Origin of the sequence: Croceicoccus sp. Ery15, from assembly GCF_020985305.1 — a bacterium.
In the GTDB taxonomy this organism is placed as follows: Bacteria; Pseudomonadota; Alphaproteobacteria; order Sphingomonadales; family Sphingomonadaceae; genus Croceicoccus.
Genome location: NZ_CP087588.1, coordinates 3,506,565 through 3,529,052, shown reverse-complemented (window position 1 = coordinate 3,529,052; position 22,488 = coordinate 3,506,565). Strand labels below are relative to the sequence as shown.

Sequence of the window (22,488 nt, the reverse complement as noted above, 5' to 3'; positions counted from 1 at the left end):
CGACTAGTCTTGCGCGCCAGGGGGAATGAGATTGACGCGGCTTATCATCCAGATTCCGTGTTTGAACGAGGCAGACGACCTGCCTGCGACGCTGGCTGCCCTGCCGCGCGAGATTGCCGGCATCGACACGATCGAAGTGCTGATCATCGATGACGGGTCCAGGGACAATACATCCGAAGTCGCGCGCAAATGGGGCGTACAGCATATCGTTCGCCATCGTCGCAATCGCGGGCTGGCCAATGCGTTTCAGTCCGGACTGGATGCCTGTCTGGCGGCGGGCGCCGATATCATAGTCAACACCGATGCCGACGGCCAGTATGAGGGCGCGGATATCGCGGCACTGGTCCAACCGGTCCTGCGCGGAGATGCCGACATTGCCATCGGCGACCGCGGCGTCGGCAAGAATGCGCATTTCGGCCCGTTCAAGCGCCGACTGCAACGTCTGGGCAGCGCCGTGGTTCGCGGTCTGTCGGGCACGGAAATCACCGACGCGGTCAGCGGTTTCCGCGCCATCAGCCGCGAGGCGGCGCAGCGTATCACCATCACCACCGAATTCAGCTATACCACCGACATGCTGATCCAGGCCGGTCGCAAGCGCATGGCGATCGTTAGCGTGCCGGTACGCACCCATGCCACGCCGCGCCCGTCGCGCCTGTTCACATCGATTCCGCGTTTCATTAGCCAGACCGGCGTAACGATCGTGCGCGCCTATACCACCTATAACGCGCTGCGCGTGTTCGTGGGCACGGGTCTGCTGCTGGCCTTTGCAGGGCTGGTGCCGATCCTGCGGTTCCTGTGGTTTTATGTAAACGGCGATGGCGGCGGCCATATCCAGTCGCTGGTCATCGGCGGCGCGCTGCTGGTGCTGGGCGCGCTGGTGGCCGTGATGGGCATGCTGGCCGACCTGATCACTGCCAATCGCAAGCTGCTGGAAGCCACGCTGCACAAGGTCCGCAAGCTAGAGGAACGGCTGGCGGAACAGGAAGCCACCTCCGCCAAGGTTCCCGCCGTAGATCCGACCGGCAAACGGGCCGCGGATGTGGTTCCCCTTCCCGCCAAGGCCAAACGCACGCCCACTCGCCGGAGCCGTTAAGCCATGCGGTCCGCGCACTTGTATGCCCGCACCGGGCCAAGGGCTGCCCTGCCCGATGCGGAAAGTGCTATCTGGCCGTCGGTTGCTATCGCACTATTGCTGATCGCACAGGCCGTGATGGTGCATACGCGCGCCATCAACTGGGACGAATTCTGGTACTATTCACAGATCATAGGATTTAAGGACGGCCGACTTGGCCTACCATTGCAGACCTTCCATGCGCGCGCCTTTGCCTGGCTGACTTTGCTTGACGGCAATGGCGTGGAACAAATCGTTGTTGCGCGCATGGTGATGCTGGCACTGGAATTGGCAACTCTGGTCGCGATTTTTTTGCTCGCCCGCCGCTTTGCCGACCTCGCTCCATCGCTGATGGCTACTCTAGCCTATGTGTCGTTCAGCTATGTTTTCCAGAACGGCTTTAGTTTCCGGGCCGATCCTTTCGCCACCTGCTTGCTGATGTGGAGCTTGGTCGTACTGACTCGGGCACCGATCAATCCGACCAGCCTGCTATTGGCAAGCACCTTGGTGGGCCTCGCAGGAATCTTTACGATCAAATCCATATTATTTCTGCCTGCGTTCGCCGGCATGGCATGGATGCGCTGGAGAGAAGCCGACCAATCACCGCGCATGGCGCTACTGCTTGTTGGCTTCGCGATCATGTCGGCCGTTTGCTTTGCCCTGCTTTATGCATTTCATCGGACCGGTATGCCGCTGGCTCCGGCTTCAGCCGGCCACGGCGCGCGATTGAGCGCAAACGCTGCCCAATATATGTTCTTTGTCGGCAAGCCGCCCAATGCCGGAATGGCGTTGAAGGGCTTGCTGCTCTCGCCTGGCACGACTGTCGCAATACTGGCCGCTCCGCTGCTGATTTGGCATTCGTCGATGCAATCGGAAGAGAAACTGGCGTTGGCCGGAATGGGCTCCATCATCCTCACCCTCTTGTTCTATCGAAATACCGCATCCTATTATTTCGTCTTCATGCTTGCCCCTGTTAGTGTTTCACTGGCTCCTGTCATGACCGCTGTATTGAAGAAAGTCCGCCCATCGGTCGCAACCGCAGCCTTGAGCGCATCTACAATCTTCCTCTTTGCCATAAGCAATCACGCGGTGCTTGCCCGACAATCGGCGGTCGAGGAAGGTGTGCGAAGACTCTTCCCAACGCCTGTGGCCTATTTCGATCATGCCAACACGCTTCCTGATTTCGACAAGCGCAATCTGCTTCTAATGCCCTGGGCGATGCAGGCCTATCGAGATGCTGGCGTTCCACACTATCGTCAGGAAATGGAGCGCCGCCCGATCCCGCTCGTTCTAGAAAACTGGTGGGTTCTAAGCGACGTCCTGCGAGCGACCGACGAGACGCAATTCTTGCCCGCGGACGTGGCCGCATTGCAAAGCAACTATATTGAATGGCAATGGCCGGTCTGGGTCGCCGGGCGACAAATAGCGCCCGGCGCAAATGGACAACAGGAATTTCTCGTGCCGGGCGAATATCGTCTCATAGGCGGAGAACTGGCTGTGGACGGAAAAAGCTTCACGCAAGGCGATACAATCACGTTGACGCGTGGTTATCATCGCATAGTCAATCCAGGTCGGAACGCCGTTAAGCTGATCTGGGCAGATATTGTCGGAAGGCCGCGCGAACTTCCTCCACGTGGACCGTTGTGGGTACCGCTATGATTGCCCCAGATCTGGCTCTCCCGCTAGCGAAGTTCTTCGGCTAGGAGCTTGCTATGACCTTCGCTTCCCGTATTTCATCGGATGTTCGGAACGAAACAGACCGAATGGATTGGGCCGAAGACCGACACGTCGCCCAATCTGCGATGTCGCGCTATCTGCTGCTGGGAATAATCGGCATTGTTTCGCTGATGCAACTTGAGCTGGCCACGGCAAAATCGCTCAATTGGGACGAGTTCTGGCATTATGGCTTGCTTCACAAGCATTATCATGGCGGTCCTCGCCAGATATTTCAGGTCCCCTTCGCGTATCTCTTCGGTTGGGTATCAACGGTACCCGGCTCGGCCATAGACCATGTGATCGTTGCCCGACTGCTCACCTGGCCGTTCTTCGCCTGGACAGCATTCATGATCGCACTGGGCGCCCAACGATTCGTAAACAGGCAAATCGCTTTGCTTGCCGCACTGGCCTATATGACCGGCGGCTACACATTCTCTCACGGCATTGCGTTGCGTGCCGACCCCATTGCGGCTGCCATGTTGACCAGTGCACTAGTGCTTGGCCTACATGAGCTCCGGTCTAAAGCACGATGGATGCTCTTTCTGCTGCTCATCGGGCTGGCATTCGTCGCGTCGATCAAGAGCGCGCTTTACCTACCAGCATTTCTCGCGTTACCCTTCCTTGGGGAAGGCATGCAAGGTCTGCGCATGCCGCACCCTCGTATTATCGCGATTGCGCTTGCCATTTTCGGCATAGCGACCTTTACGGCAGTTCTGGTCACGCCCGATCAGCTCACTGCCATCTGCAAAGGTCTTTATGCGGCGGCCGAACGGATGTTTGGCGGCGGCATCCTTCCCGAATCCCGATACGCCGTACGTGCATTCTCACTCGCGCCTTTCCTCAGTGCGGCAATCGTTATCGCTGCTTTCGTCATCGCTCGCAATTCAAAGACCCCAACGCCGCATCGGATCGGCATAGCACTACTGATGACCCCTCTCGCATCCGTGCTCGTGTATCTCAACGCCTATCCGTATTTTTACCAGTTCATCCTGGCACCTGTGGTGATCGGAGCAAGTATTGGAATTGAAGCGCTGGTCCGGCGCTTTGGCTTACATCTCACTGCCGCCGCCTTTCTAGCCAATGCGGCCGCCGTATGGATTGCAGAAGATCGGAAGGTCATCGAAAATCAGCGCCGATTTCAGCAGATCGCGACGGGTCTGATTGGCGAAGAGGCAAAGTATATCGATAATGCGGGGGTTCTCGCTCCTTATCCCAGGGCCGTCGATCAATATTGGTCCGGCTGGGCCCTAGAATCCTATCGCAATGTCGGCCGACCCATCATCCGCGAAGCGATCGCGCGCGAAACAGTGCCAATGGTTATTGTCAACACGCCCGCACTGCTCAACGCATTTGCGCCAAGCGACGATCGCAAGGGCCTCCTGCCCGCCGATCGCGCAATACTTCAAACCAACTATATTCACGCACGCGGCCCGTTCTATCTGGCCGGAAAGTTCATAGCACCGGGTGATCGCGAACGAATTGTCGATATCAACATCCCGGGACCCTACAGGATCGAAAATGCAGCCATTAGCATCGACGGCTACCTCTATTCGCCGGGCGAGGTCGTAGATCTTGCCCGCGGCGAGCATCTTGTCGTGCCCGATCGGCGAAAGGTAAGCGTGCTTCGCTGGGGCAATGGTAGCGAAGTGGCGTCAGGCGACATCAACGGGATGACTGTTTTCACCGACTATTGAGTATGTTCTGTGATGCGGGAAGACTATATTAACTGGCAACTTTATGCCCGAGGCGGGATTTGCTCCGCATTTGCATCGCCAATTGCGGTCCTTATTCGTCGCATCCGCAGTTCCAAGCCGTTCATTGCCATGGATAGATGGCTCGCTCGGCGAGATCGTGCGCGCTACGAATGGCTGACGCCGAAGCCGTCGACTGACGCCGAGAAATTGTGTCTTTTCGTCACTTACGCTCCTAACGGCCGGATACCGTTTCGCGCCATTCGTCACGCGGAAACTTGGCGATCAAGCGGCTATTCAATCGTGTTCATCATCGCGCTCGACAATTACTCTGAGCATCCCGACGTACCATTCGGACATGCGATCAAGCGAGAAAACATTGGACATGACCTTGCTGCATGGGCACGCGCCATCAAAGAAATCGACCTGTCAAAGACTCAAAGGTTGGCTACCGTAAACGACAGCACATTCGTAAGTGACAGGCTGGCCGCCTCGATAATAAATGCTGAGAATGTCGATGCCGATTTGATTGGATTCTCGGACAGTCTGGAATGGCGATGGCACTTGCAGTCCTACGCGCTCCTGTTCAACGGTGCCGCAATCAACTCGCCTGTATTTTCCCGCTTGTGGCAACCACGGATTGTTAGCCGGGCCAAGGTAATTCTTACTCTTGAAATCGATCTGGCAAACAGCTTGCGATCAATCGGCCTGCGAACAGCATGCCTTTTTCCATCCATCAGCGGGAGAAATCCGACCGCAACGGAATGGCCACAACAGGCAGCACATGGCTTTCCCTTTGTTAAACGCAGGATGTTGCTTGAAAATGTTGATGCATGGCGAGAAACTTTGGTCCGCGAGCGGTTCGACCTGTCGGAAATAGAATCCGACATTTCCGGAGCTCGGTCCACGACCTAAATCACCAACATAAGCGCAATAAAGGTTCCCCAATCTGCTGCTCGAACCTTATTGCGGAAAAGAAAGGTCTTGCGAGCGATAAGGCTTTTTCTACTAATACGCCCGTATCCGGCAACGGTCGCGTTTCTGCCAGCCTCGCCATACGTGCTGGCGAATGCACGGGCTTGGCTGGTTGTACGATCTAGCATCTTGCGAGCACGATTTAGCGCACTTGATGGGCTGCGCAGAAAGAGTTTAAGAGCCATCATACCAGACTGAGGAACGCCAAGCGCATTACTGCCGTGCTGTCGGTAGAACAGTACGGTTTGATCCATCTGGATCGATTTACCTTGAGAAAGGGCGACCATTGTCACCCACCAATCGTGCATGCGCGCATCAGGATGCACCGGAAGTGCCGCGCGTCGCAATGCCGCGTTACCTAGCATAGCGCATCCAGGGGCTACGTTTCCAAGCATCACCATAGCCACATCCTGTGCATCTGCATCTGTCAACCGAGAGGTATATTGACGGAATGAAGCGTGAATCACCTCCAGACTTTCCGATGCAACCACGGCATCACCATAAATTAGTTGTGGCACATCATGTCCGACCTCAATCTCACTTTCTAACAAGGCCGCAAGCATGCGTTCCAATTTGTCTGGCATCCAGACATCATCCTGATCACAAAACGCAAAGTAGGGCGCGAGCGAATGCTCCATAAGCCGTGCGAAATTTTGGCAAGCGCCCAAATTCGAACAGCCATCATTAATTTCGACCATATCGACGCTTTCGCGAAGGGCCCAGTTCCGCACCAGCTCGACCGTTTCGTCGGCGGATCCGTCATCACGCAGGATCAACCGCCAGTCGCGATGCGTCTGGGCACTGAGCGAGTGAAGCTGTTCATTGATGAAACGTGCGCCGTTATAGGTGCCTAGTAAGATATCAACTGTGGCCACGCTTGCCCCCCAATCTCACGGCCTCGTCCACAAGTGTCCGCCAGTCGCGACTCAGCTTTGCTGGTAAGAACCGGGCTATGATCTGATCGTGCAATTGCTCGGGCAGATCTTCGCCCTCGCGCTCGAAACGGTCAAGCGCATCGAGAAGGGCCTCGGGGTTGCCCGGCACGATCAAGTACAGGCCCGGCTGCGGGTCATGAATCAGTTCGCGTATGGCCGGAGAATCGCGAGTAATCAGCGGCATGCCAGTCGCGAGAACTTGGAAAACCTTATTCGGTATGACGCTAGCTGCCTTCTCCGACTGGCCGAATATCCCCAAACAGATATCCGCCTTGCAGATGTGATCGGCAAGATCATCAAAATGTACCCAAGGGATGGACGCGATATTGGACCCGTCACCACGTTCTATCATATCGGTAATTCGTGTGCTTTCTTGGCCGGTACCGATAAGGACCCATTGCCAGTCTCTTCCTCGATCGCTTTGCGCTGCCTGCACCACCGTCTCGATGCCGTGAAGTGGGATGAACTGCCCATAGAAGAGAACAGTTCGCTTGCTTGGCCGATGACGGCTTCGCTTTACGCGGAAGTTTTGCTCGCAACCTACCATTACTGCACGGAATCGATCTGCGGGCAGGTCCAAGACCCTTGCCATCAAGCCCGCATGGGCATGAGTGTCTAAGACAACAAGCGTTGACAATCTGCAAGCTGTGCGCTCCATCCATAATAACAGCCGCGCCATCGGCGATGAAGGCCGAAGCATCCTGCGATCGTTCACCACCGTGTCATAAACAGAAAGAAACGCGTCCCAGACGATGGGCACTCCACGCATTCGAGCAAATGGAGCCAGCACTAGAATATCGAAGACGCCCATGTAACCGACAAAGACGACATCGTGGTGAGACGAAGAGAGATATCTGGCGATAAGAACCGGATAATACACCAAAAGCTTCAGCAATATGATCATTCTTTGAAAGAAAGAGTTTATCTGGCTCTTGTCTTGGACACCCTGCCATACATCGAAATGGATCTCATGGATTTCCATTCCTGCCTTGCTGAAGCTTTGCCGGATAATGCGTGTGCGGGGCTTGCCAAGATCATAGGTTCCCCACATCAGGATACGAGGCATTATTGCACTTCCCCGTTGCTCTTGCATGATGGGCTTATCATCCACCTTTATCGCCTAGCCATTAACGAGATGCACCTTAAAGGCTTACTGCCGAGAAATTCACGCAAGAAACGTCCGAACTAAGAACCGTGGCGTTTTCGAACCGACGGGGGGAGGGGCTGATGAAAGGCATGCACGATCGCTCAAGGATCGCACGTGCTGGGCTATGGAGCGCGCTCGACCTAATCGTGCGATCGATCGGGCAGCTAACCTTTAGCATAGTGATGGCCAGATTGCTGGGCCCGGACCAGTTCGGAATCATCGCGATCGCTACCTTCTTCGCAACCTTGTGCTGCGCCTTCACTCAAGGCGGCATAACAACGGCACTGATCCAGAACCCAAGGACGGACCGAGCCGATGAAAGCGCGCTCTATTGGCTTAACCTGGCGCTGGCCATACTATTAGCCATTGCATTGGCTGCCTTGGGCGGGCCGATCAGCTTGTTCTTTCGGCAGCCGGTTTTGTCAATGCTGATACCAGCTATCGCGCTTGTCATTATAATAACTGCCCTGGGGTCAGTGCCGATCGCTATCCTCAGCCGCAAACTCGATTATCGCGCGATATTTTTCAGCGGGACTATCGCCACAGTATCTTCCGGTTTGTTGGGATCCGCCTTGGCGGTTTGGGGGGCTGGAGCTTGGTCCCTTGCGGCGATGTTGCTTGCAAATGCCTGCATATCGACAGTTATATCTTGGGTGCAAGCTAATTGGCTGCCCAGTTTCCGTTTGGCGGGAGCGAAGCCCGGCCCCCTGCTTCGTTCGGCATTGTGGATTGGCGGTGCCGGAGCACTGGAAGCATTTTATGCCCGCGGATCCGCACCCTTGCTCGGCAAGTTCTTTGACGTGCGCACGGTCGGCCTGTTCGACAGGGGCCTGTCCATGCAGACACTGGTTAATTCCGTCCTTTCAGGGCTGGTCGGCCGCATTTCGCTTCCCGTACTTTCCGGAATCGAGGACGCCCGGGACATGAAAAAGGCGACGGCTTCTGCCCTGAGCTTGATGACGCTGTTTGCCTTTCCCGCGATGACCGGTTTGATTATAACGGCCCCGCAGGTCATCGAGGTTGCATTCGGGCAAGAGTGGATGGGGGCGGCCCCGGTATTGCAGATCACTGCATTGGCAGGACTTCTTTATCCCTTCAGCATGGTCAACCTTCAAGTGTTGCTGGCGAGAGGGGAGTCGAGGAGATATTTTCAGATTGAATTCCAGAAAAAGACCATCGGCATTTGCCTGATCATCGCATTCAGCTTCTTCGGGCTGACGGCGCTGGCATGGTCGATGGTTCTGTCTGCGACGGTGGCGGTGTTCTTGAATTCTCAATATTCGAAGGACACGATCGACTACCCTATTTACAAACAGTTTTGGGATCAGAGGCAATTGGCCATCCCTACCCTCGCCATGGCCGGCGCGATATTTGTGATAAGCGAATGGTCGACATTGCCGGTCTATCTGACCTTGATGATAGAGGCGGTCATTGCCGCAGTAATTTATTTTGGAATTGGACGATTAATGAATGCCCGCCATTTCAATCTGCTAATCGACAGTGGTTTCGCCTTGTTCAGGCAGCGGATTGGCACTGTGACAACTGACCGACCCGACGAGAGCAGGGCATGAGTGACAGTTTTGCCGACATCGACAAGGGCCAACTCAGATTCGTAATCTGGGCGCCCCGCTATAATGAGAACAGCGGCGGCGCCATCGCATTGCATGCCTTGTGCAATCGCATGAACGAATTAGGCTACCAGGCGAAAATCTGGTCAGCACATAAGTTTATCCCAAAAACTCTGTCCGGACTGGGCCAGCTGATCTGGCAGCGCTGGCATCTTGGTTACGGCTATGGCCCCTTTCCTGTCAGAAAAGCGCGCTGGGCCGAGATCAGGAATTCCATCATAGTCTATCCAGAAGTCGCCATTGGCAACCCGGTGGATGCCGAGAGGATCGTTCGATGGCTGCTATATCGTCCGACGGACCGTCAGTTGAGCAGTTTCGACCTTAGCAGTGAGATGCTTGCCTATTACATGCCCAGTTTCGCCGACACTCTGCCGGATGGCACAATGTCGCACCATCTGCGCATACAGCATTTCAACGGCGAGTATTACGACGCCGGGCATGAGCGGACCGAAAATTGCTTTGTAGTCCACAAGGGGGCGGATCGTGTGCTAGACCGACATCCTGCGGACTGCGTTTCAGTCGACAAGCTTAGCCACGCCGAGAAGGCCATGATCTATCGCCGAAGCAAGAGACTGTATTCGTATGACCTGTATTCCATGAACAATATCTATGCGGCCGTGTGTGGCTGCATTCCCGTCATCGTTCCGGTTGAAGGCGTGTCGGTAGAAGAATGGATGCCGGAAGAGCACCGACGCTACGGCCTTGCCTATGGGGAAGAGAACATAGAATGGGCCATTGCGACACGCGACCGACTATTACAGCGGCTGGCGGATGCAGAGGCGGAAGAAAATCGCATGATCCACGAATTCGTGACCAATTGCTGTCTGCATTTCGGGATCACCAATCAGTGAAGCTCAGTATCGCGATCATGCAGCCGTATTTCTTTCCCTACCTCGGCTATTTTCAGCTAATGGCCGCTTGCGACATATTTGCACTTTACGATGACGCACAATACATAAAGGGCGGCTTTGTCAATCGCAATCGCATTCATCCCGCTGGCGGAAACAGCTGGTTTACACTCCCGGTCAAAACCGCTTCACACAAGCTTGCCATTAACCAGCGTCATTACGAAGATTACGGCAAAACCGGACCTCAACTCTCCCGCCTTGAGAATTGCTATGGCCGGGCCCCCCACTACGACAAGGTGATGGCATTGATCGACGGGGTCTTGCGGCACCCGGACCGCAATGTGGCCAAACTCAATGCCTTCCTGCTTGAAGAGATCTGCACTTATCTGGGATGGAATCGAAAATTCGTGGATTCCTCATCTATCGACTGTTCGCCGCACCATCGCGGCCAGGACAAGGTCATCGCGCTGTGCAAAAAGCTTGGCGCAGACCGTTATATCAACGCGCCCGGGGGAAGGTCACTCTATGATGCTGCTGCCTTTCGGGCACATGGTCTGGAACTTTCATTTCTAGAGCCATCTTGCCCACCCTACCGTCAATTCGGAGGTGACTTTATTCCCAACCTCAGCATCATTGACGTCCTGATGTTCAATGAAGCGGATGCCGTTCGCGCAATGATCGAAGGGGCAACTCTTGCCTGACATGCCAATACCCGTTGCCATCCAAGGCGTGCCTCGTTCCGGAACGAGCTGGTTGGGGCAGATATTCAATTCGAGCCCGGACGTGGCCTATCGCTATCAGCCCCTGTTCTCCTATGCGTTTAAGAACAGGCTAGCAGAGAATTCATGTCGTCGCGATATTGATCGATTCCTTGTCGACTTGCTTGCTACCGACGATGAATTCATTCTTCAAACCGGCAGTAAGGCGTTATCGAGTAAAGAACTGCGCTTCCAAAAGGCAGCATTACCCAACTATCTGGTTTTCAAGGAAGTCCGCTATCACAACCTGCTTCCAATGCTTATGGCAGAACATGTCGGCATTCAGCTGGTCGCGATTGTGCGCGATCCACGCGAAGTTTTGCAAAGTTGGCGCGCCGCACCCCGTGAATTTCGACCTGAATGGAGTTTCGCAGAGGAATGGAAACGCGCAGCTTCGAAGAACAGGGGGCGAGCGGAAGAGTTTTTCGGCTTTGAAGGCTGGCTTCGCGCCACGCTGATTTTCCAGCGATTGCAAGCAGAGTACCCCGGTCGCGTTCGCATCCTGAAATACCATGCCCTGAAAGCGCAGCCACAACAGCAGGTGCAGGAAATGTTTCTATCGCTTCAATTGCCGATGTCGGATCAGACGCGGCAGTTTCTGAAGAAATCCACGACGACGGGATCCAATGCCGATACCTATGGCGTGTTCAGAAATCACAGCAAGCAGAACGTTCGCGACGCCCTGCCGTACGAAATAACTTCGTCGGTCATCGCAGAGTGCGAGGAATGCGGCCTGTCCCGCTACCTCGATCCGGATTTTTCAGATTAGAGCGGTTTTCGATCATTCCGGGTCATAACCGCACGAGCTGAAGTAGTTGGCGCATTCGCCGGGCTGGAAGATATCGACGAGTTTGCCGATCAGGTCCCAGAGGCCACTGACGGTTCGCTCGCCGATTTTGCGGAGCATGGCCTTGAGGCGTGAGAAGGCCTTCTCGATCGGATTGAAGTCCGGGCTGTAGGGCGGGAGGAAGCGCAGTGTCGCGCCTGCCGCCTCGATCTTTTCCCGCACCGCCGCACGTTTGTGGCTCGACAGGTTGTCCATGACGACGATGTCGCCGGGACGCAGTTCGGGAATGAGCACCTGAGTGACATAGGCTTCGAACCAGTCGCCATTGATCGGACCGTCCAGCACCATCGGCGCGACCATGCCGGTCAAGCGTAGACCGGCGACGAGCGTCGTGGTCTTGCGGTGGCCGTGCGGGAAACCCATCCGCAGCCGTTCGCCTTTCGGGCAGCGGCCATGGCTGCGGGTCATGTTGGTGGCGGTCCACGTCTCGTCGATGAACACGAGGCGTTCGGGTTCCAGATCGATCTGGCTCTCGAACCATTCCCGGCGCTGCTTCAGGACGTCGGGCCGGTCCTGCTCGATTGCATGGCCAGTCTTTTTTTGCGCGTTATCCCCCTGCGCGCGAAGAAGCGATGCAGCCCGGCCACGGAGACGGTCAGGCCAACTTCGGTCAGCGCCAGGCGAAGTTCCTCAAGCGAGATGTCCTTACGCTCTTCCCAGATGGCGAGGATGTCCCCCGCACGCTCTTCGACCCGGCGAGATCGCATGTCGCCACCCTGCGGCTTCGGCGCGAAGGCGCCCGTCTCGCGCCGCTGCACCCGCCAGCGGATCGCCGTCGAAGGCGCAACGCCAAACCGGGCCGCAGCAGCGCGGCAACTCATACCGCCATCCACTGCCGCCAGAAGCCGAGAACGCAAATCCATCGAAAGAGGTTGGCCCATCCATGCTGGCCTCCTTCACCAGCACGGATTCTGAATCAGAAATCACACCTGGTGGGAATCCCTCATCGATTCAAATCGGTCGAAAACCGCTCTAGAACCGAGCCTTTCCAAATCATAACAAGGCGTGCGGCGTTAAATTCCGGTGGATGAGGCGGACCTCGATTTGACCGAGTTGCCGTTCGGGAGCAATCTGACTTTCATGGAAGATCGAAAATTCGATCGCGGGCCGCAAATACAATTGCGCGAACCTGCAGAGGGGCCAGAGCCTCTTTATGTTACCCGCCCGTTCCTCCCGCCGCTCAACGAATATACCAAGATACTGCAAGGCATCTGGAACCGCGGCATCCTCACGAATAACGGTCCTCTCAACTACGCACTTGAAGAGAAACTCGAACAGTTCCTGGGTGCCCCGTCGGTCGCCACTATTTCCAACGGATCGCTTGCACTCGAAATGGTGCTGGAGGCCGCACAACTGACCGGGGAAGTCATAACAACGCCGTACAGCTTCGTCGCGACCAGTCATTCCATCCTACGTGCCGGCCTTACGCCTGTATTCGTGGATATCGAAGACAATGGCTTTAATCTGAATCCCGCGCGCGTCGAGGAAGCGATTACCGATCGGACCAGCGCCATACTTGCAGTCCATTGCTATGGCATCCCTTGCGACGTGGACGCACTCGCCAATATCGCACGGCGCCATAAACTAACCTTGATCTATGATGCGGCACACGCATTCGGAGTACGCCTCGAAGGGCGCAGCCTGTTCAGTTTCGGCGACTATTCTACTTTAAGCTTTCACGCGACCAAGGTGTTTCACACATTCGAGGGAGGCGCGATCACAGTCTCCGATCCGGCCAAACGCGATCGCATTAATAGCCTTCGCAATTTCGGCATCACCAGCGAGACGACTATCCCCTATATCGGCACCAACGCGAAGCTTAGCGAACCCAGTGCGGCTATGGGCCTGCTTCAACTGGATTACATAGATTTTGTGCTTTCTGAAAGAGCGCGAGTCGATCGGCTTTATCGCGAGGGACTTGCTGACATCAAAGGAATCTATGTGCCCCCAATTCCCGATGGGGTGATCTCGAACCATTCATATTTTCCGATCCTCGTAACGTCCGATTTTCCTTTATCGCGTGACGGTCTATACGAGCATTTGAAAAGCGAAAGAATTTTCACGAGACGCTATTTCTATCCGCTTTTGTCTTCGTTGCCGATGTATGAAAGCCTCCCCTCTGCCGACCCAAAACGACTACACAACGCATCTCGTGCGTCCGAACAGATATTGTGTCTGCCGATCTATCCACTTCTTTCAGACAGCGAATTACAGCGGGTGGTTTGCGCGATCCGTCGATCATCGAGCCACCCTTAAAACAAAATCAAGGTTTCCATCCTATTCACCAAACCCTGTCAGCATTTGGTGAACGGCGTTGAGCCATTCATGCCGGATGCGCGTCGCGCCCCACGGGTCGGGGCCAAGTTGCAGGGAACGGATTGATGAACGCTTTCGGCCGGAAGAACGGAATGGGCGGCATGGGGCAGCGCCCCGCATTCGGGGTTGCCCGGCCGATGAAGGGCGGGTCCGAACCGCTGCGCACCACTCCGCCGCCGCCGCCCGGCATGGACGAACAATTCCCGCCCCTGCCCGAGCATAAGCCGGATGCGCAGGACGAGGCTCTGGCCCGTCTGGCCGAACGGTCGAACGCGGTGCACGAGGCGGACAAGGGCCCCGAAGGGTTCGAGGCCAGCGTTCACAAGATCAAGGAACAGGTGCTTCCCCGCCTGCTGGAACGCGTCGATCCCGAAGCGGCCGCCACGCTGACCAAGGAAGAGCTGTCGGAAGAATTCCGTCCGATCATCATGGAGGTTCTTCAGGAGCTGAAGATCACGCTGAACCGGCGCGAGCAATTCGCGCTGGAAAAAGTGCTGGTCGACGAGTTGCTGGGCTTTGGCCCGCTGGAAGAGCTGCTGAACGACCCCGACGTGTCGGATATCATGGTCAATGGCCCGCAGCAGACCTATATCGAGAAAAAGGGCAAGTTGCAGCTCGCCAAGATCCAGTTCCGCGACGAACATCATTTGTTCCAGATCGCACAGCGCATCGTGAACCAGGTCGGCCGCCGCGTCGACCAGACCACTCCGCTGGCCGACGCCCGCCTGAAAGACGGCAGCCGCGTCAACGTCATCGTCCCGCCGCTCAGCCTGAAGGGCACGGCGATTTCGATCCGTAAGTTTTCCGAAAAGCCGATCACGATCGACATGCTGCGCGATTTCGGTTCGATGTCCGACAATATGGCCACCGCGCTGAAAATCGCGGGTGCCAGCCGGATGAACATCGTGATTTCGGGCGGTACGGGTTCGGGTAAGACGACGATGCTGAACGCATTGTCCAAGATGATCGACCCGGGCGAACGCGTGCTGACGATCGAGGACGCCGCCGAACTTCGCTTGCAGCAGCCGCACTGGCTGCCGCTGGAAACGCGCCCGCCGAACCTTGAAGGCGAAGGCGCGATCACCATCGGCGACCTTGTGAAGAACGCCCTGCGTATGCGCCCTGACCGCATCATCCTCGGCGAAATTCGTGGCGCCGAATGTTTCGACCTGCTGGCCGCCATGAACACGGGCCACGACGGTTCGATGTGTACGCTCCACTCCAATTCCCCACGCGAATGCCTTGGCCGTATGGAAAACATGATCCTGATGGGTGACATCAAGATCCCCAAGGCCGCGATTTCCAAGCAGATCGCGGATTCGGTAGACCTGATCGTTCAGGTAAAGCGTCTGCGCGACGGTTCGCGCCGCACCACCCAGATCACCGAGGTGATCGGCATGGAAGGCGACGTCATCGTCACGCAGGATCTGTTCAAGTTCGAATATCTGGACGAGGGCGAGGACGGCAAGATCATCGGCGAGCACCGTTCGACCGGCCTGCGCCCCTATACGCTGGAAAAGGCGCGCCAGTACGGCTTCGATCAGGCGTTCCTGCAGGCCTGTCTGTAATATTTTCAGTGGGCGCGGCGTCGGCTGCGCCCACCTCTGATCCGCGCGCCTAGGGCGACATCCAGGTCAGGAACGCCAGCGTTCCGGCGATCACCGTCACCAGCAGCGCGGCCATGAATACCGCGGTCCATGGCATGCAACCCACCGCATCGGGCACGGCCCTGCGCGCCCGGCGCCAGTCGCCCAGCCATGCGAGTGCCGCCACCAGCAGCGCCGCCGCCGCCAGCATCGTCCAGTGCCCCGCATCGCTTGCGATCAGCCAGTCGATCACTTTTGCGCCCTTTCCGTCATCATTGCCCATGCTGCAGCGCAAAAAACGCGCTTGATCCGCAGGGCGTGACGGTTCCATAGGGTTCTATGGCCCCCACCCCAAGCCCTGCCGACGATAAGCCCGACACGCTTTTGGCCGAAGCTGCGGAAAACACGGCCGCAACCGGCAGCGAACAGGCAGAAACGGGCGCAAGGCCGCAAGCAAATCAACGGCCCACGCTGGCACTGGTGTTGCGGCTGGGCGCGGCGCTGACGCTGGCCACCATGTTCGCCATGGTAAAGCTGGGCCACGAACACGGTCTGCCATTGTCGCATATGCTGCTGGTGCGGCAGGCGACATCGATCCCGATCCTGCTGGTGTGGCTGGCCATGACAACGGGTTTCGCCGTTCTGCGTACGAAACGGCTGGGCGGGCACTTCATGCGCTCGCTGTATGGCGGCACGGGCATGGTGCTGAATTTTCTTGCCCCCATCCTGCTGCCGCTGGCGGTATCCACGACCTTCAGCTTTACCGCACCGATCTTTGCCGTGATCCTGTCGGCCGTGGTGCTGCACGAACATGTCGGTAAATGGCGCTGGATGGCGGTGCTGCTGGGCTTTGCCGGCGTACTGCTAGTGGCGGGCCCGGGAGGAGCGGACATTCCGCTGATCGGGGCCTGCGTGGCGATTGCGGCGGCCTTTATGGTGGCGGTCGTCTCGATCCAGATCCGCGATCTGGCGCAAACGGAAAACAGCGTGGTGATCGTGCTCTATTTCTCGCTGTTCACGTCGCCGCTGCTGCTGATCTGGTCGTTCTTCGACGGATGGACGAGCGATCCGGTCGATTTCGCGCTGTTAATCGGGATCGGCATATCGGGCACGCTGGCACAGGTTCTGTTGACCCTCGCGCTGCGGTTTGGGCAGGTCGCCAGCGTTATCGTGATGGATTACGTCTCGCTGATCGCGGCGGCGTTCTATGGCTGGTACCTGTTCGCAAGCCTGCCGCCCGCCAGCCTGTGGCTGGGCGCGCCGCTGATTATCGCGGCGGGCGTGATCATCGTGGTACGCGAACAGATCTTGCGGCGCATGCGGATGCGCACAATGGAACCCTAGGCCGTAAACTCATAAACTGACTTGCGCGGCGCGGGCGCGGTTGATTCAAGGCTTCGGGAAGGAGCTTTGGATGACGCGTCGTAGATTTGAACTGACCGATGATGAGTGGCTGGTGATCGAGCCGTTGTTGCCGAACAAGCCTCGCGGGGTTCCGCGTGTGGATGACCGGCGGGTCATCGACGGGATATTGTGGCGCTTTCGCACGGGCAGTCCTTGGGCTGATATTCCCGAGCGCTATGGCCCACATACCACCTGCTACAACCGTTTCGTGCGCTGGCGCAAAGCCGGTGTGTGGGACCGCCTTCTCGAAGCGGTGAGCCAAGCCTTCGACGGCGAGTTGGTCATGATCGACAGTTCTTCCATCCGGGTCCACCAGCACGGTGCGACCCTAAAAAGGGGGACCCAAATCGCTGCATGGGACGTTCCCGGGGCGGTTTGACAACCAAGATCCATGCCCTGGTTGATGGTCGCGGCCTGCCGATCCAACTGCATCTGTCCGAAGGCCAGGCGAGCGATTGCCGTGAGGCCGAGAGGCTGCTGGCCGCCGTGCCGAACGCCACCACCTTTCTCGCCGATAAGGCTTATGACAGCGATGCCATTCGCAGTCAGATCACCGCGCAGGGTGGCTTCGCCAACATCCCAGTCAAGCGCAATCGTCGCAAAGGCTTCGCGTTCAGCAGCTTCCTGTATCGCTACCGTAATCTGGTCGAGCGTTTCTTCGGGAAACTCAAAAACGCCAGAGGCTTGGCCACCAGATACGACAAACGAAGCGATAACTTCCTCGCTGCCATCAAGCTCTTCTGCACACGCCTATGGATCGCCGCTAATGAGTCTACGCCCTAGGGCAATTAGCACGCTGCGGAACCGGTTAACTGTCACAGCGTTATTCGCCCAACAATAACCGAAGGAGCCGTCTTATGATCCGTCGTATCGCTATTGCCTGCGCGCTTGGCTCGCTGGCGCTGACCGCAACCGCCTGCAACACCGTCAAGGGTGCGGGTGAGGATATCGAATCGGTCGGCAAGGCTGGCGAAGACGCCATCGATTAAGCCATTGCCAAATTCGCAAATGCAAAGCGCCCGCCCCACCGGCGGGCGTTTTCATAGGCGGCGAAATTCCAGCAGCATATTATTGGCGGGCATCCCATGCCGCGCCTTCGGCATCAGCCCGTTTGCCTGTGCCAGCGCATCGACATCGGCCAGATCGCGTAGCCCCCAACGCGGATCGCGCATTTTCAGCGACCGGTCGAATTCCAGATTGGACGGGGCGGTGGGAATATCGGCAGAGCGGAACGGGCCATAGATCACCAGCGGCGCACCGGCAGGCAGCACACGCGCAGCCCCCGCGAACAGGCCGATTGTCGCGTCCCACGGGCTGATATGGACCATGTTCACGCATAGCATCGCATCGGCCCGGTCCACCGGCCAGTCGGGCGCGCTGGCATCCAGCATCACCGGCGCACGCAGGTTCGCGGTGCCCTCCGCCTCGCGCCATGCGGCGATGGACCGGATCGCATCCGCATCGGGATCGCTGGGCTGCCATTCCAGCGCGGGAAATCGCCGCGCGAAAAACAGCGCATGTTCACCCGACCCGCTTGCCACTTCCAGCACAAGGCCGGTGGCAGGCAGAATGTCGGCCAGACAATCGCCAATGGGTTCGCGGTTGCGCTGCGTGGCGGGGGCGTGGCGGCGGTCGTCCACCCAGCGGTCGGCAGGGTCGTGCCCCCTGTCGGGCCTATCAGATCCAGCGGCGGACACGGGTTCGGTAATCCTCGTAAGCCGGGCCGAAACGCCGCAGCAAATGGCGTTCCTCACGCATGATGACCAGACGGTCGATCAGCGCGACGGCGACCGGCCACAGCAGCAGCGCGCCAAGGCTGTCCATCGCCAGCGCCAGCCCCAGATAGGCCAGCGCCATGCCCAGATACATCGGGTTGCGGGTGATGCGATACAGGCCCGCCGCAACGAAGGCAGTGTCGGGCTTCCACGGTTCGGGATTATTCCCCGCCTGCCGGAACTGCGCCAGCGCCCATGCGATCGATAGCAAGCCGGTGGCCGCGATCACATAGCCCGCTGCGCGCAGCCATTGCGGCATCGCGGGGTTGAGCGCCAGAAGATCGTTCGCCGCCAGCCCCGCCAGCAACAGCCCCAGAAAGATCAGCGGCGGCGGAAAGCGCACGCCCGCATGCGTGTCGCCATTGCCGCCGCCAGCCTGCATCAGCTTCCGCCCAGCTCGCTCAGCGCCGGTTCGCCTGCCGCGCCGGGCGCGGATTTCCACGTCAGCACGGGTTTGCGGGCGGCCTTGGTCTCATCCATCCGGCGGCGCGGGGCGAAATGGGGCGCGGACTTCAGCGTCTCGTCGCCCGCCTTCGCCCGCTCTGCCAGCGAACGGAGCGATCCGATCAACCGGTCGAGGCCGATCTTGCTCTCCGTCTCGGTCGGTTCGACCAGCATCGCGCCATGCACGACCAGCGGAAAATAGACCGTCATCGGGTGGAACCCTTCGTCGATCAGGCCCTTGGCGATGTCGAGCGTCGTCATGCCTTCGGGCAGGTCATCATCGCTGAACAAAGCCTCGTGCATGCACGGTCCCGCATCGCCATAAGGCGCGTCGAGCACGTCTTCGAGGCTGCGCAGAATGTAGTTCGCATTCAGCACCGCATCCTCGGCAACCTGCCGCAGCCCGTCGGCGCCATGCGACAGCATATAGGTCAGCGCGCGGGTGAACATGCCCATCTGCCCGTGGAACGCGGCCATGCGGCCAAAGCTTTGCGGGGCATGATCGGCGCGGGCGCGTTCCTCGACCATGCGCAGCCGCCCCTTGTCGTCGCGGCGGACGAAGGGGATCGGCGCGAAGGGCGCCAATGCTTCCGACAGAACAACCGGCCCGCTGCCCGGACCGCCGCCGCCATGCGGGGTGGAGAAGGTCTTGTGCAGGTTGATATGCATCGCATCGACGCCAAGGTCGCCGGGACGCACCTTGCCCACGATGGCGTTGAAATTCGCGCCGTCGCAGTAAACCAGCCCACCTGCCGCATGCACCGCGTCGGAAATCGCCTTCATATCGCGTTCGAACAGGCCGCAGGTGTTGGGATTGGTAATCATCACCCCCGCCACATCCGGCCCCAAACGCTTCTTCAACGCCGCCAGATCGACACGGCCATCGTCGGTCGCAGGGATATTCTCCACGCGATAGCCCGCGAACGCCGCCGTGGCCGGATTGGTGCCATGCGCGCTTTCGGGCACAAGGATCACCTCGCGCGCATCGCCGCGCGCTTCCAGCGCGGCGCGCATGCACAAAATGCCGCAAAGCTCGCCATGCGCGCCTGCCTTGGGGCTCATGGCGACGGCGCTCATATTGGTCAGCTTCATCAGCCAGTCGGCCAGCTGCTCGATCACCGCATAGGCGCCCTGCACCGTGTCCATCGGCTGCAGCGGGTGAATATCGGCAAAGCCCGGCATGCGCGCCACCGCCTCGTTCAGGCGCGGATTGTGCTTCATCGTGCACGATCCCAGCGGGAACGGGCCAAGATCGATGGCATAGTTCTGCCGCGACAGGCGCGTGTAATGGCGCACAGTTTCGGGTTCTGCCAGCGCGGGCAGATCGACCGGCTGCTTGCGGGTGAATCTGGCCAGCGCGGGCGAGACCGTTGCGGGCACAGTGTCGAAATCGACGCCGCATTTGCCCTTCGAATGCAATTCGAAGATCAGCGGCTCTTCCAGGTTGAGCGCGCGGTCCCCGCTGGCCGTGGGCGATGTTTCGGAGGCGTGGACGTCCACCGCGCCCATCTCGGGCTTCCAGCCGCTGCGATTGATGGTGCTCATGCCAGAATCTCCTGCAGTGCGCCGGCCAGATAATCGATATCCTCGTCGCTGACCGTTTCGGTGACCGCCAGCAGCAACCCTTCGGCCATGTCGGCGCGGTCGGGGAACAGGCGGCCCATCGAAACGCCGCCCAGAATCTCGCGCTTGGTCAGCGCATAGGCGACTTCGCGGGCATCCTTGCCGACAAGGCGCAGGGTAAACTCGTTGAAGAAATTGCCTTCGTTGACGATCTCGACACCCGGAATCGCGCCCAGCCGTTCGGCCACTTCCAGCGCGCGGGCATGGTTGATGCGGGCCAGACTGCCCAGCCCCTCTCCGCCCAGCAGCGTCATGTGGATCGAAAACGCCAGCGCGCACAGGCCCGAATTGGTGCAGATATTGCTGGTCGCCTTTTCGCGGCGGATATGCTGTTCGCGCGTCGACAGGGTCAGCACGAAACCGCGCTTGCCATCGGCATCCACCGTTTCGCCGCACAGGCGGCCCGGCATTTGCCGCGTGAATTTCTCGCGCGCGCCGAACAGGCCCAGATAGGGCCCGCCGAAATTCAGGCCGACGCCCAGCGACTGCCCCTCGCCCACCACGATATCGGCGCCCAGCGATCCCGGGCTTTCGAGTAGGCCCAGCGCCACCGGCTCTGTCACCACGGCGATCAGCAGCGCGCCCCGCGCATGGGCGGCATCGGCGATCCGCGCCAGATCGGGCACGCGGCCAAGGATGTCGGGATATTGCACGACGACGGCGGCGGTCTTGTCGTCGATTTCGGCAATGACCGCATCCTCGCCCGCATCGGCGGACAGCTGCGGCCCCACGCTGACCAGCGTATCGCCGGTGAAACGCGCCATGGTTTCGGCCGACGACAGGTAATGGGGATGGATCGGCCCCAGCACGCTGCGCGACTTGCGCGTGATGCGGCCCGCCATGGCGATCGCTTCCCAGCATGCGGTCGACCCGTCATACATCGATGCATTGGCGATATCGGTGCCGAACAGCCGCGCGACCTGCGTCTGGAATTCGAACAGGACCTGCAGCGTGCCCTGCGCGATTTCCGGCTGATAGGGGGTATAGGCGGTCAGAAACTCGCCCCGCTGGATCAGATGGTCGACGGTGGCGGGGATATGATGGCGATAGGCCCCCGCCCCCAGAAAGAACGGCGCATCCGCTGCCGACAGGTTCTGCGCGGCCAGCTTTTTCATATGCCGTTCGACCGCCATTTCGCTGGCATGCATCGGCAGGCCCGAAACGGGGTCTTTCAGCAACGCCTCTGCCGGAACATCGGCGAACAGGGCATCGACATGATCGGTACCGATCGTCGCCAGCATGGCGGACCGGTCACCCTCGGTCAGCGGAAGATAACGCATCAAAGGCTCTCTACGAATTTCTTGTACGCGTCCTCGTCCATCAGCCCTTCCAGTTCGGACGGGTCGGACAGGGTCAGCTTGAACAGCCAGCCGTCGCCTTCGGCGTCGTTATTGACCAGCTCCGGCTCGTCCTCCAGCGCGCCGTTCACTTCGGTGATCGCGCCCGACACGGGGGTATAGACGTCGCTGGCGGCCTTGACCGAATCGACCACGGCAACGCTGTCGCCCTTGCCGAAATCGCTGCCGGTTTCGGGCAGTTCGATAAAGGTGATGTCGCCCAGCTGTTCCTGCGCATGGTCGGTAATGCCGACGGTGCCGGTCTTGCCTTCAACGGCAATCCATTCGTGGTCTTCGGTGAAATAAAGGCTCATGGCGTGGTGGTCCTTTGAAAGGGAATTCGTCAG

Annotated in this window: 22 protein-coding genes; 13 read left to right on the top strand and 9 right to left on the bottom strand. The window is 58.6% G+C overall.

Going from position 1 to position 22,488, the window contains the following annotated elements:
- The first annotated feature begins 61 nt into the window (after positions 1-61).
- Genes LOZ77_RS17150 through LOZ77_RS17135 form a run of 4 tightly spaced genes read left to right on the top strand, consistent with a single transcriptional unit; the run spans position 62 to position 5,433 of the window.
- Positions 62-1,093, top strand: a complete 1,032-nt coding sequence (locus LOZ77_RS17150) for a glycosyltransferase family 2 protein (RefSeq protein ID WP_230280149.1) — start codon at positions 62-64, stop codon at positions 1,091-1,093.
- Positions 1,094-1,111: 18 nt separating this feature from the next.
- The gene (locus LOZ77_RS17145) at positions 1,112-2,770 is read left to right on the top strand and encodes a hypothetical protein (RefSeq protein WP_230280148.1); all 1,659 of its coding nucleotides are present in this window, start codon (positions 1,112-1,114) and stop codon (positions 2,768-2,770) included.
- Positions 2,771-2,823: 53 nt separating this feature from the next.
- Positions 2,824-4,521 carry a glycosyltransferase family 39 protein gene (locus tag LOZ77_RS17140; RefSeq protein ID WP_230280147.1) on the top strand — a complete coding sequence of 566 codons (1,698 nt, stop codon included), beginning with the start codon at positions 2,824-2,826 and terminating at the stop codon, positions 4,519-4,521.
- A gap of 12 nt (positions 4,522-4,533) precedes the next feature.
- Positions 4,534-5,433, top strand: a complete 900-nt coding sequence (locus tag LOZ77_RS17135) for a rhamnan synthesis F family protein (RefSeq protein WP_230280146.1) — start codon at positions 4,534-4,536, stop codon at positions 5,431-5,433.
- On the opposite strand, the gene LOZ77_RS17130 is transcribed toward LOZ77_RS17135, so the two are convergent.
- Positions 5,430-6,368, bottom strand: a complete 939-nt coding sequence (locus LOZ77_RS17130; RefSeq protein WP_230280145.1) for a glycosyltransferase family 2 protein — start codon at positions 6,366-6,368, stop codon at positions 5,430-5,432. The genes LOZ77_RS17135 and LOZ77_RS17130 overlap by 4 nt on opposite strands.
- Positions 6,355-7,539 (bottom strand): glycosyltransferase, encoded by a 1,185-nt coding sequence (locus tag LOZ77_RS17125; protein ID WP_230280144.1) that lies wholly within the window; start codon positions 7,537-7,539, stop codon positions 6,355-6,357. Before LOZ77_RS17125 ends, LOZ77_RS17130 begins: the two co-directional genes overlap by 14 nt.
- A 116-nt stretch (positions 7,540-7,655) precedes the next feature.
- Here LOZ77_RS17125 and LOZ77_RS17120 point away from each other — a divergent pair, with 116 nt between their 5' ends.
- From LOZ77_RS17120 to LOZ77_RS17105, 4 genes are read left to right on the top strand one after another with little or no spacing between them, the layout of a single operon-like run.
- Positions 7,656-9,146, top strand: coding sequence for a lipopolysaccharide biosynthesis protein (locus LOZ77_RS17120; RefSeq protein WP_230280143.1), 1,491 nt, complete (start codon positions 7,656-7,658; stop codon positions 9,144-9,146).
- A complete protein-coding gene (locus tag LOZ77_RS17115; protein WP_230280142.1) occupies positions 9,143-10,054 on the top strand; it encodes a hypothetical protein in 912 nt (303 codons plus the stop codon). The genes LOZ77_RS17120 and LOZ77_RS17115 overlap by 4 nt, the downstream gene beginning before the upstream one ends.
- Positions 10,051-10,752, top strand: a complete 702-nt coding sequence (locus LOZ77_RS17110) for a WbqC family protein (RefSeq protein ID WP_230280141.1) — start codon at positions 10,051-10,053, stop codon at positions 10,750-10,752. Before LOZ77_RS17115 ends, LOZ77_RS17110 begins: the two co-directional genes overlap by 4 nt.
- Before the next feature lies 1 nt (position 10,753).
- Entirely contained in the window at positions 10,754-11,578 is an 825-nt protein-coding gene (locus tag LOZ77_RS17105; RefSeq protein ID WP_230280140.1) for a sulfotransferase, read from the top strand.
- 12 nt (positions 11,579-11,590) lie between these two features.
- On the opposite strand, the gene LOZ77_RS17100 is transcribed toward LOZ77_RS17105, so the two are convergent.
- Positions 11,591-12,537 (bottom strand): IS630 family transposase gene (locus LOZ77_RS17100; protein ID WP_230279141.1). Its coding sequence is split into 2 segments (ribosomal slippage): positions 11,591-12,201 and positions 12,201-12,537, totalling 948 coding nucleotides; the frame shifts between segments, so codons are not numbered across the junction.
- A gap of 142 nt (positions 12,538-12,679) precedes the next feature.
- Here LOZ77_RS17100 and LOZ77_RS17095 point away from each other — a divergent pair.
- Together LOZ77_RS17095 and LOZ77_RS17090 are read left to right on the top strand one after the other, a co-directional pair.
- Positions 12,680-13,912, top strand: a complete 1,233-nt coding sequence (locus LOZ77_RS17095) for a DegT/DnrJ/EryC1/StrS aminotransferase family protein (RefSeq protein ID WP_230280139.1) — start codon at positions 12,680-12,682, stop codon at positions 13,910-13,912.
- 125 nt (positions 13,913-14,037) lie between these two features.
- Positions 14,038-15,540, top strand: coding sequence for a CpaF family protein (locus LOZ77_RS17090; RefSeq protein WP_230280138.1), 1,503 nt, complete (start codon positions 14,038-14,040; stop codon positions 15,538-15,540).
- Positions 15,541-15,589: 49 nt separating this feature from the next.
- On the opposite strand, the gene LOZ77_RS17085 is transcribed toward LOZ77_RS17090, so the two are convergent.
- Positions 15,590-15,841, bottom strand: coding sequence for a hypothetical protein (locus tag LOZ77_RS17085; RefSeq protein ID WP_230280137.1), 252 nt, complete (start codon positions 15,839-15,841; stop codon positions 15,590-15,592).
- A 56-nt stretch (positions 15,842-15,897) separates the two neighbouring features.
- Between LOZ77_RS17085 and LOZ77_RS17080 the strand changes: the two genes are divergently transcribed.
- From LOZ77_RS17080 to LOZ77_RS17070, 3 genes are all read left to right on the top strand, one after another.
- Positions 15,898-16,902 (top strand): DMT family transporter, encoded by a 1,005-nt coding sequence (locus tag LOZ77_RS17080; protein ID WP_230280136.1) that lies wholly within the window; start codon positions 15,898-15,900, stop codon positions 16,900-16,902.
- A 70-nt stretch (positions 16,903-16,972) separates the two neighbouring features.
- A protein-coding gene (locus LOZ77_RS17075) for an IS5 family transposase (RefSeq protein ID WP_156170621.1) occupies positions 16,973-17,745 on the top strand; the annotation gives its coding sequence in 2 pieces (ribosomal slippage) (positions 16,973-17,291 and positions 17,291-17,745; 774 coding nt in all).
- 74 nt (positions 17,746-17,819) lie between these two features.
- Positions 17,820-17,951: an entericidin A/B family lipoprotein gene (locus LOZ77_RS17070; RefSeq protein WP_230280135.1), complete on the top strand. Its 132-nt coding sequence runs from the start codon at positions 17,820-17,822 to the stop codon at positions 17,949-17,951.
- Positions 17,952-18,002: 51 nt separating this feature from the next.
- On the opposite strand, the gene LOZ77_RS17065 is transcribed toward LOZ77_RS17070, so the two are convergent.
- The 5 genes from LOZ77_RS17065 to gcvH are packed head-to-tail and all read right to left on the bottom strand — an operon-like array spanning position 18,003 to position 22,455.
- Positions 18,003-18,602: a DUF938 domain-containing protein gene (locus tag LOZ77_RS17065; protein ID WP_230280134.1), complete on the bottom strand. Its 600-nt coding sequence runs from the start codon at positions 18,600-18,602 to the stop codon at positions 18,003-18,005.
- A gap of 37 nt (positions 18,603-18,639) precedes the next feature.
- Positions 18,640-19,119, bottom strand: a complete 480-nt coding sequence (locus tag LOZ77_RS17060; protein WP_230280133.1) for an isoprenylcysteine carboxylmethyltransferase family protein — start codon at positions 19,117-19,119, stop codon at positions 18,640-18,642.
- Entirely contained in the window at positions 19,119-20,726 is a 1,608-nt protein-coding gene (gene gcvPB, locus LOZ77_RS17055; RefSeq protein ID WP_230280132.1) for an aminomethyl-transferring glycine dehydrogenase subunit GcvPB, read from the bottom strand. The genes LOZ77_RS17060 and gcvPB overlap by 1 nt, the downstream gene beginning before the upstream one ends.
- A complete protein-coding gene (gene gcvPA / locus LOZ77_RS17050) occupies positions 20,723-22,084 on the bottom strand; it encodes an aminomethyl-transferring glycine dehydrogenase subunit GcvPA (protein WP_230280131.1) in 1,362 nt (453 codons plus the stop codon). The genes gcvPB and gcvPA overlap by 4 nt, the downstream gene beginning before the upstream one ends.
- Positions 22,084-22,455: a glycine cleavage system protein GcvH gene (gcvH, locus tag LOZ77_RS17045; protein WP_230280130.1), complete on the bottom strand. Its 372-nt coding sequence runs from the start codon at positions 22,453-22,455 to the stop codon at positions 22,084-22,086. The genes gcvPA and gcvH overlap by 1 nt, the downstream gene beginning before the upstream one ends.
- Between the last annotated feature and the right edge of the window lie 33 nt (positions 22,456-22,488).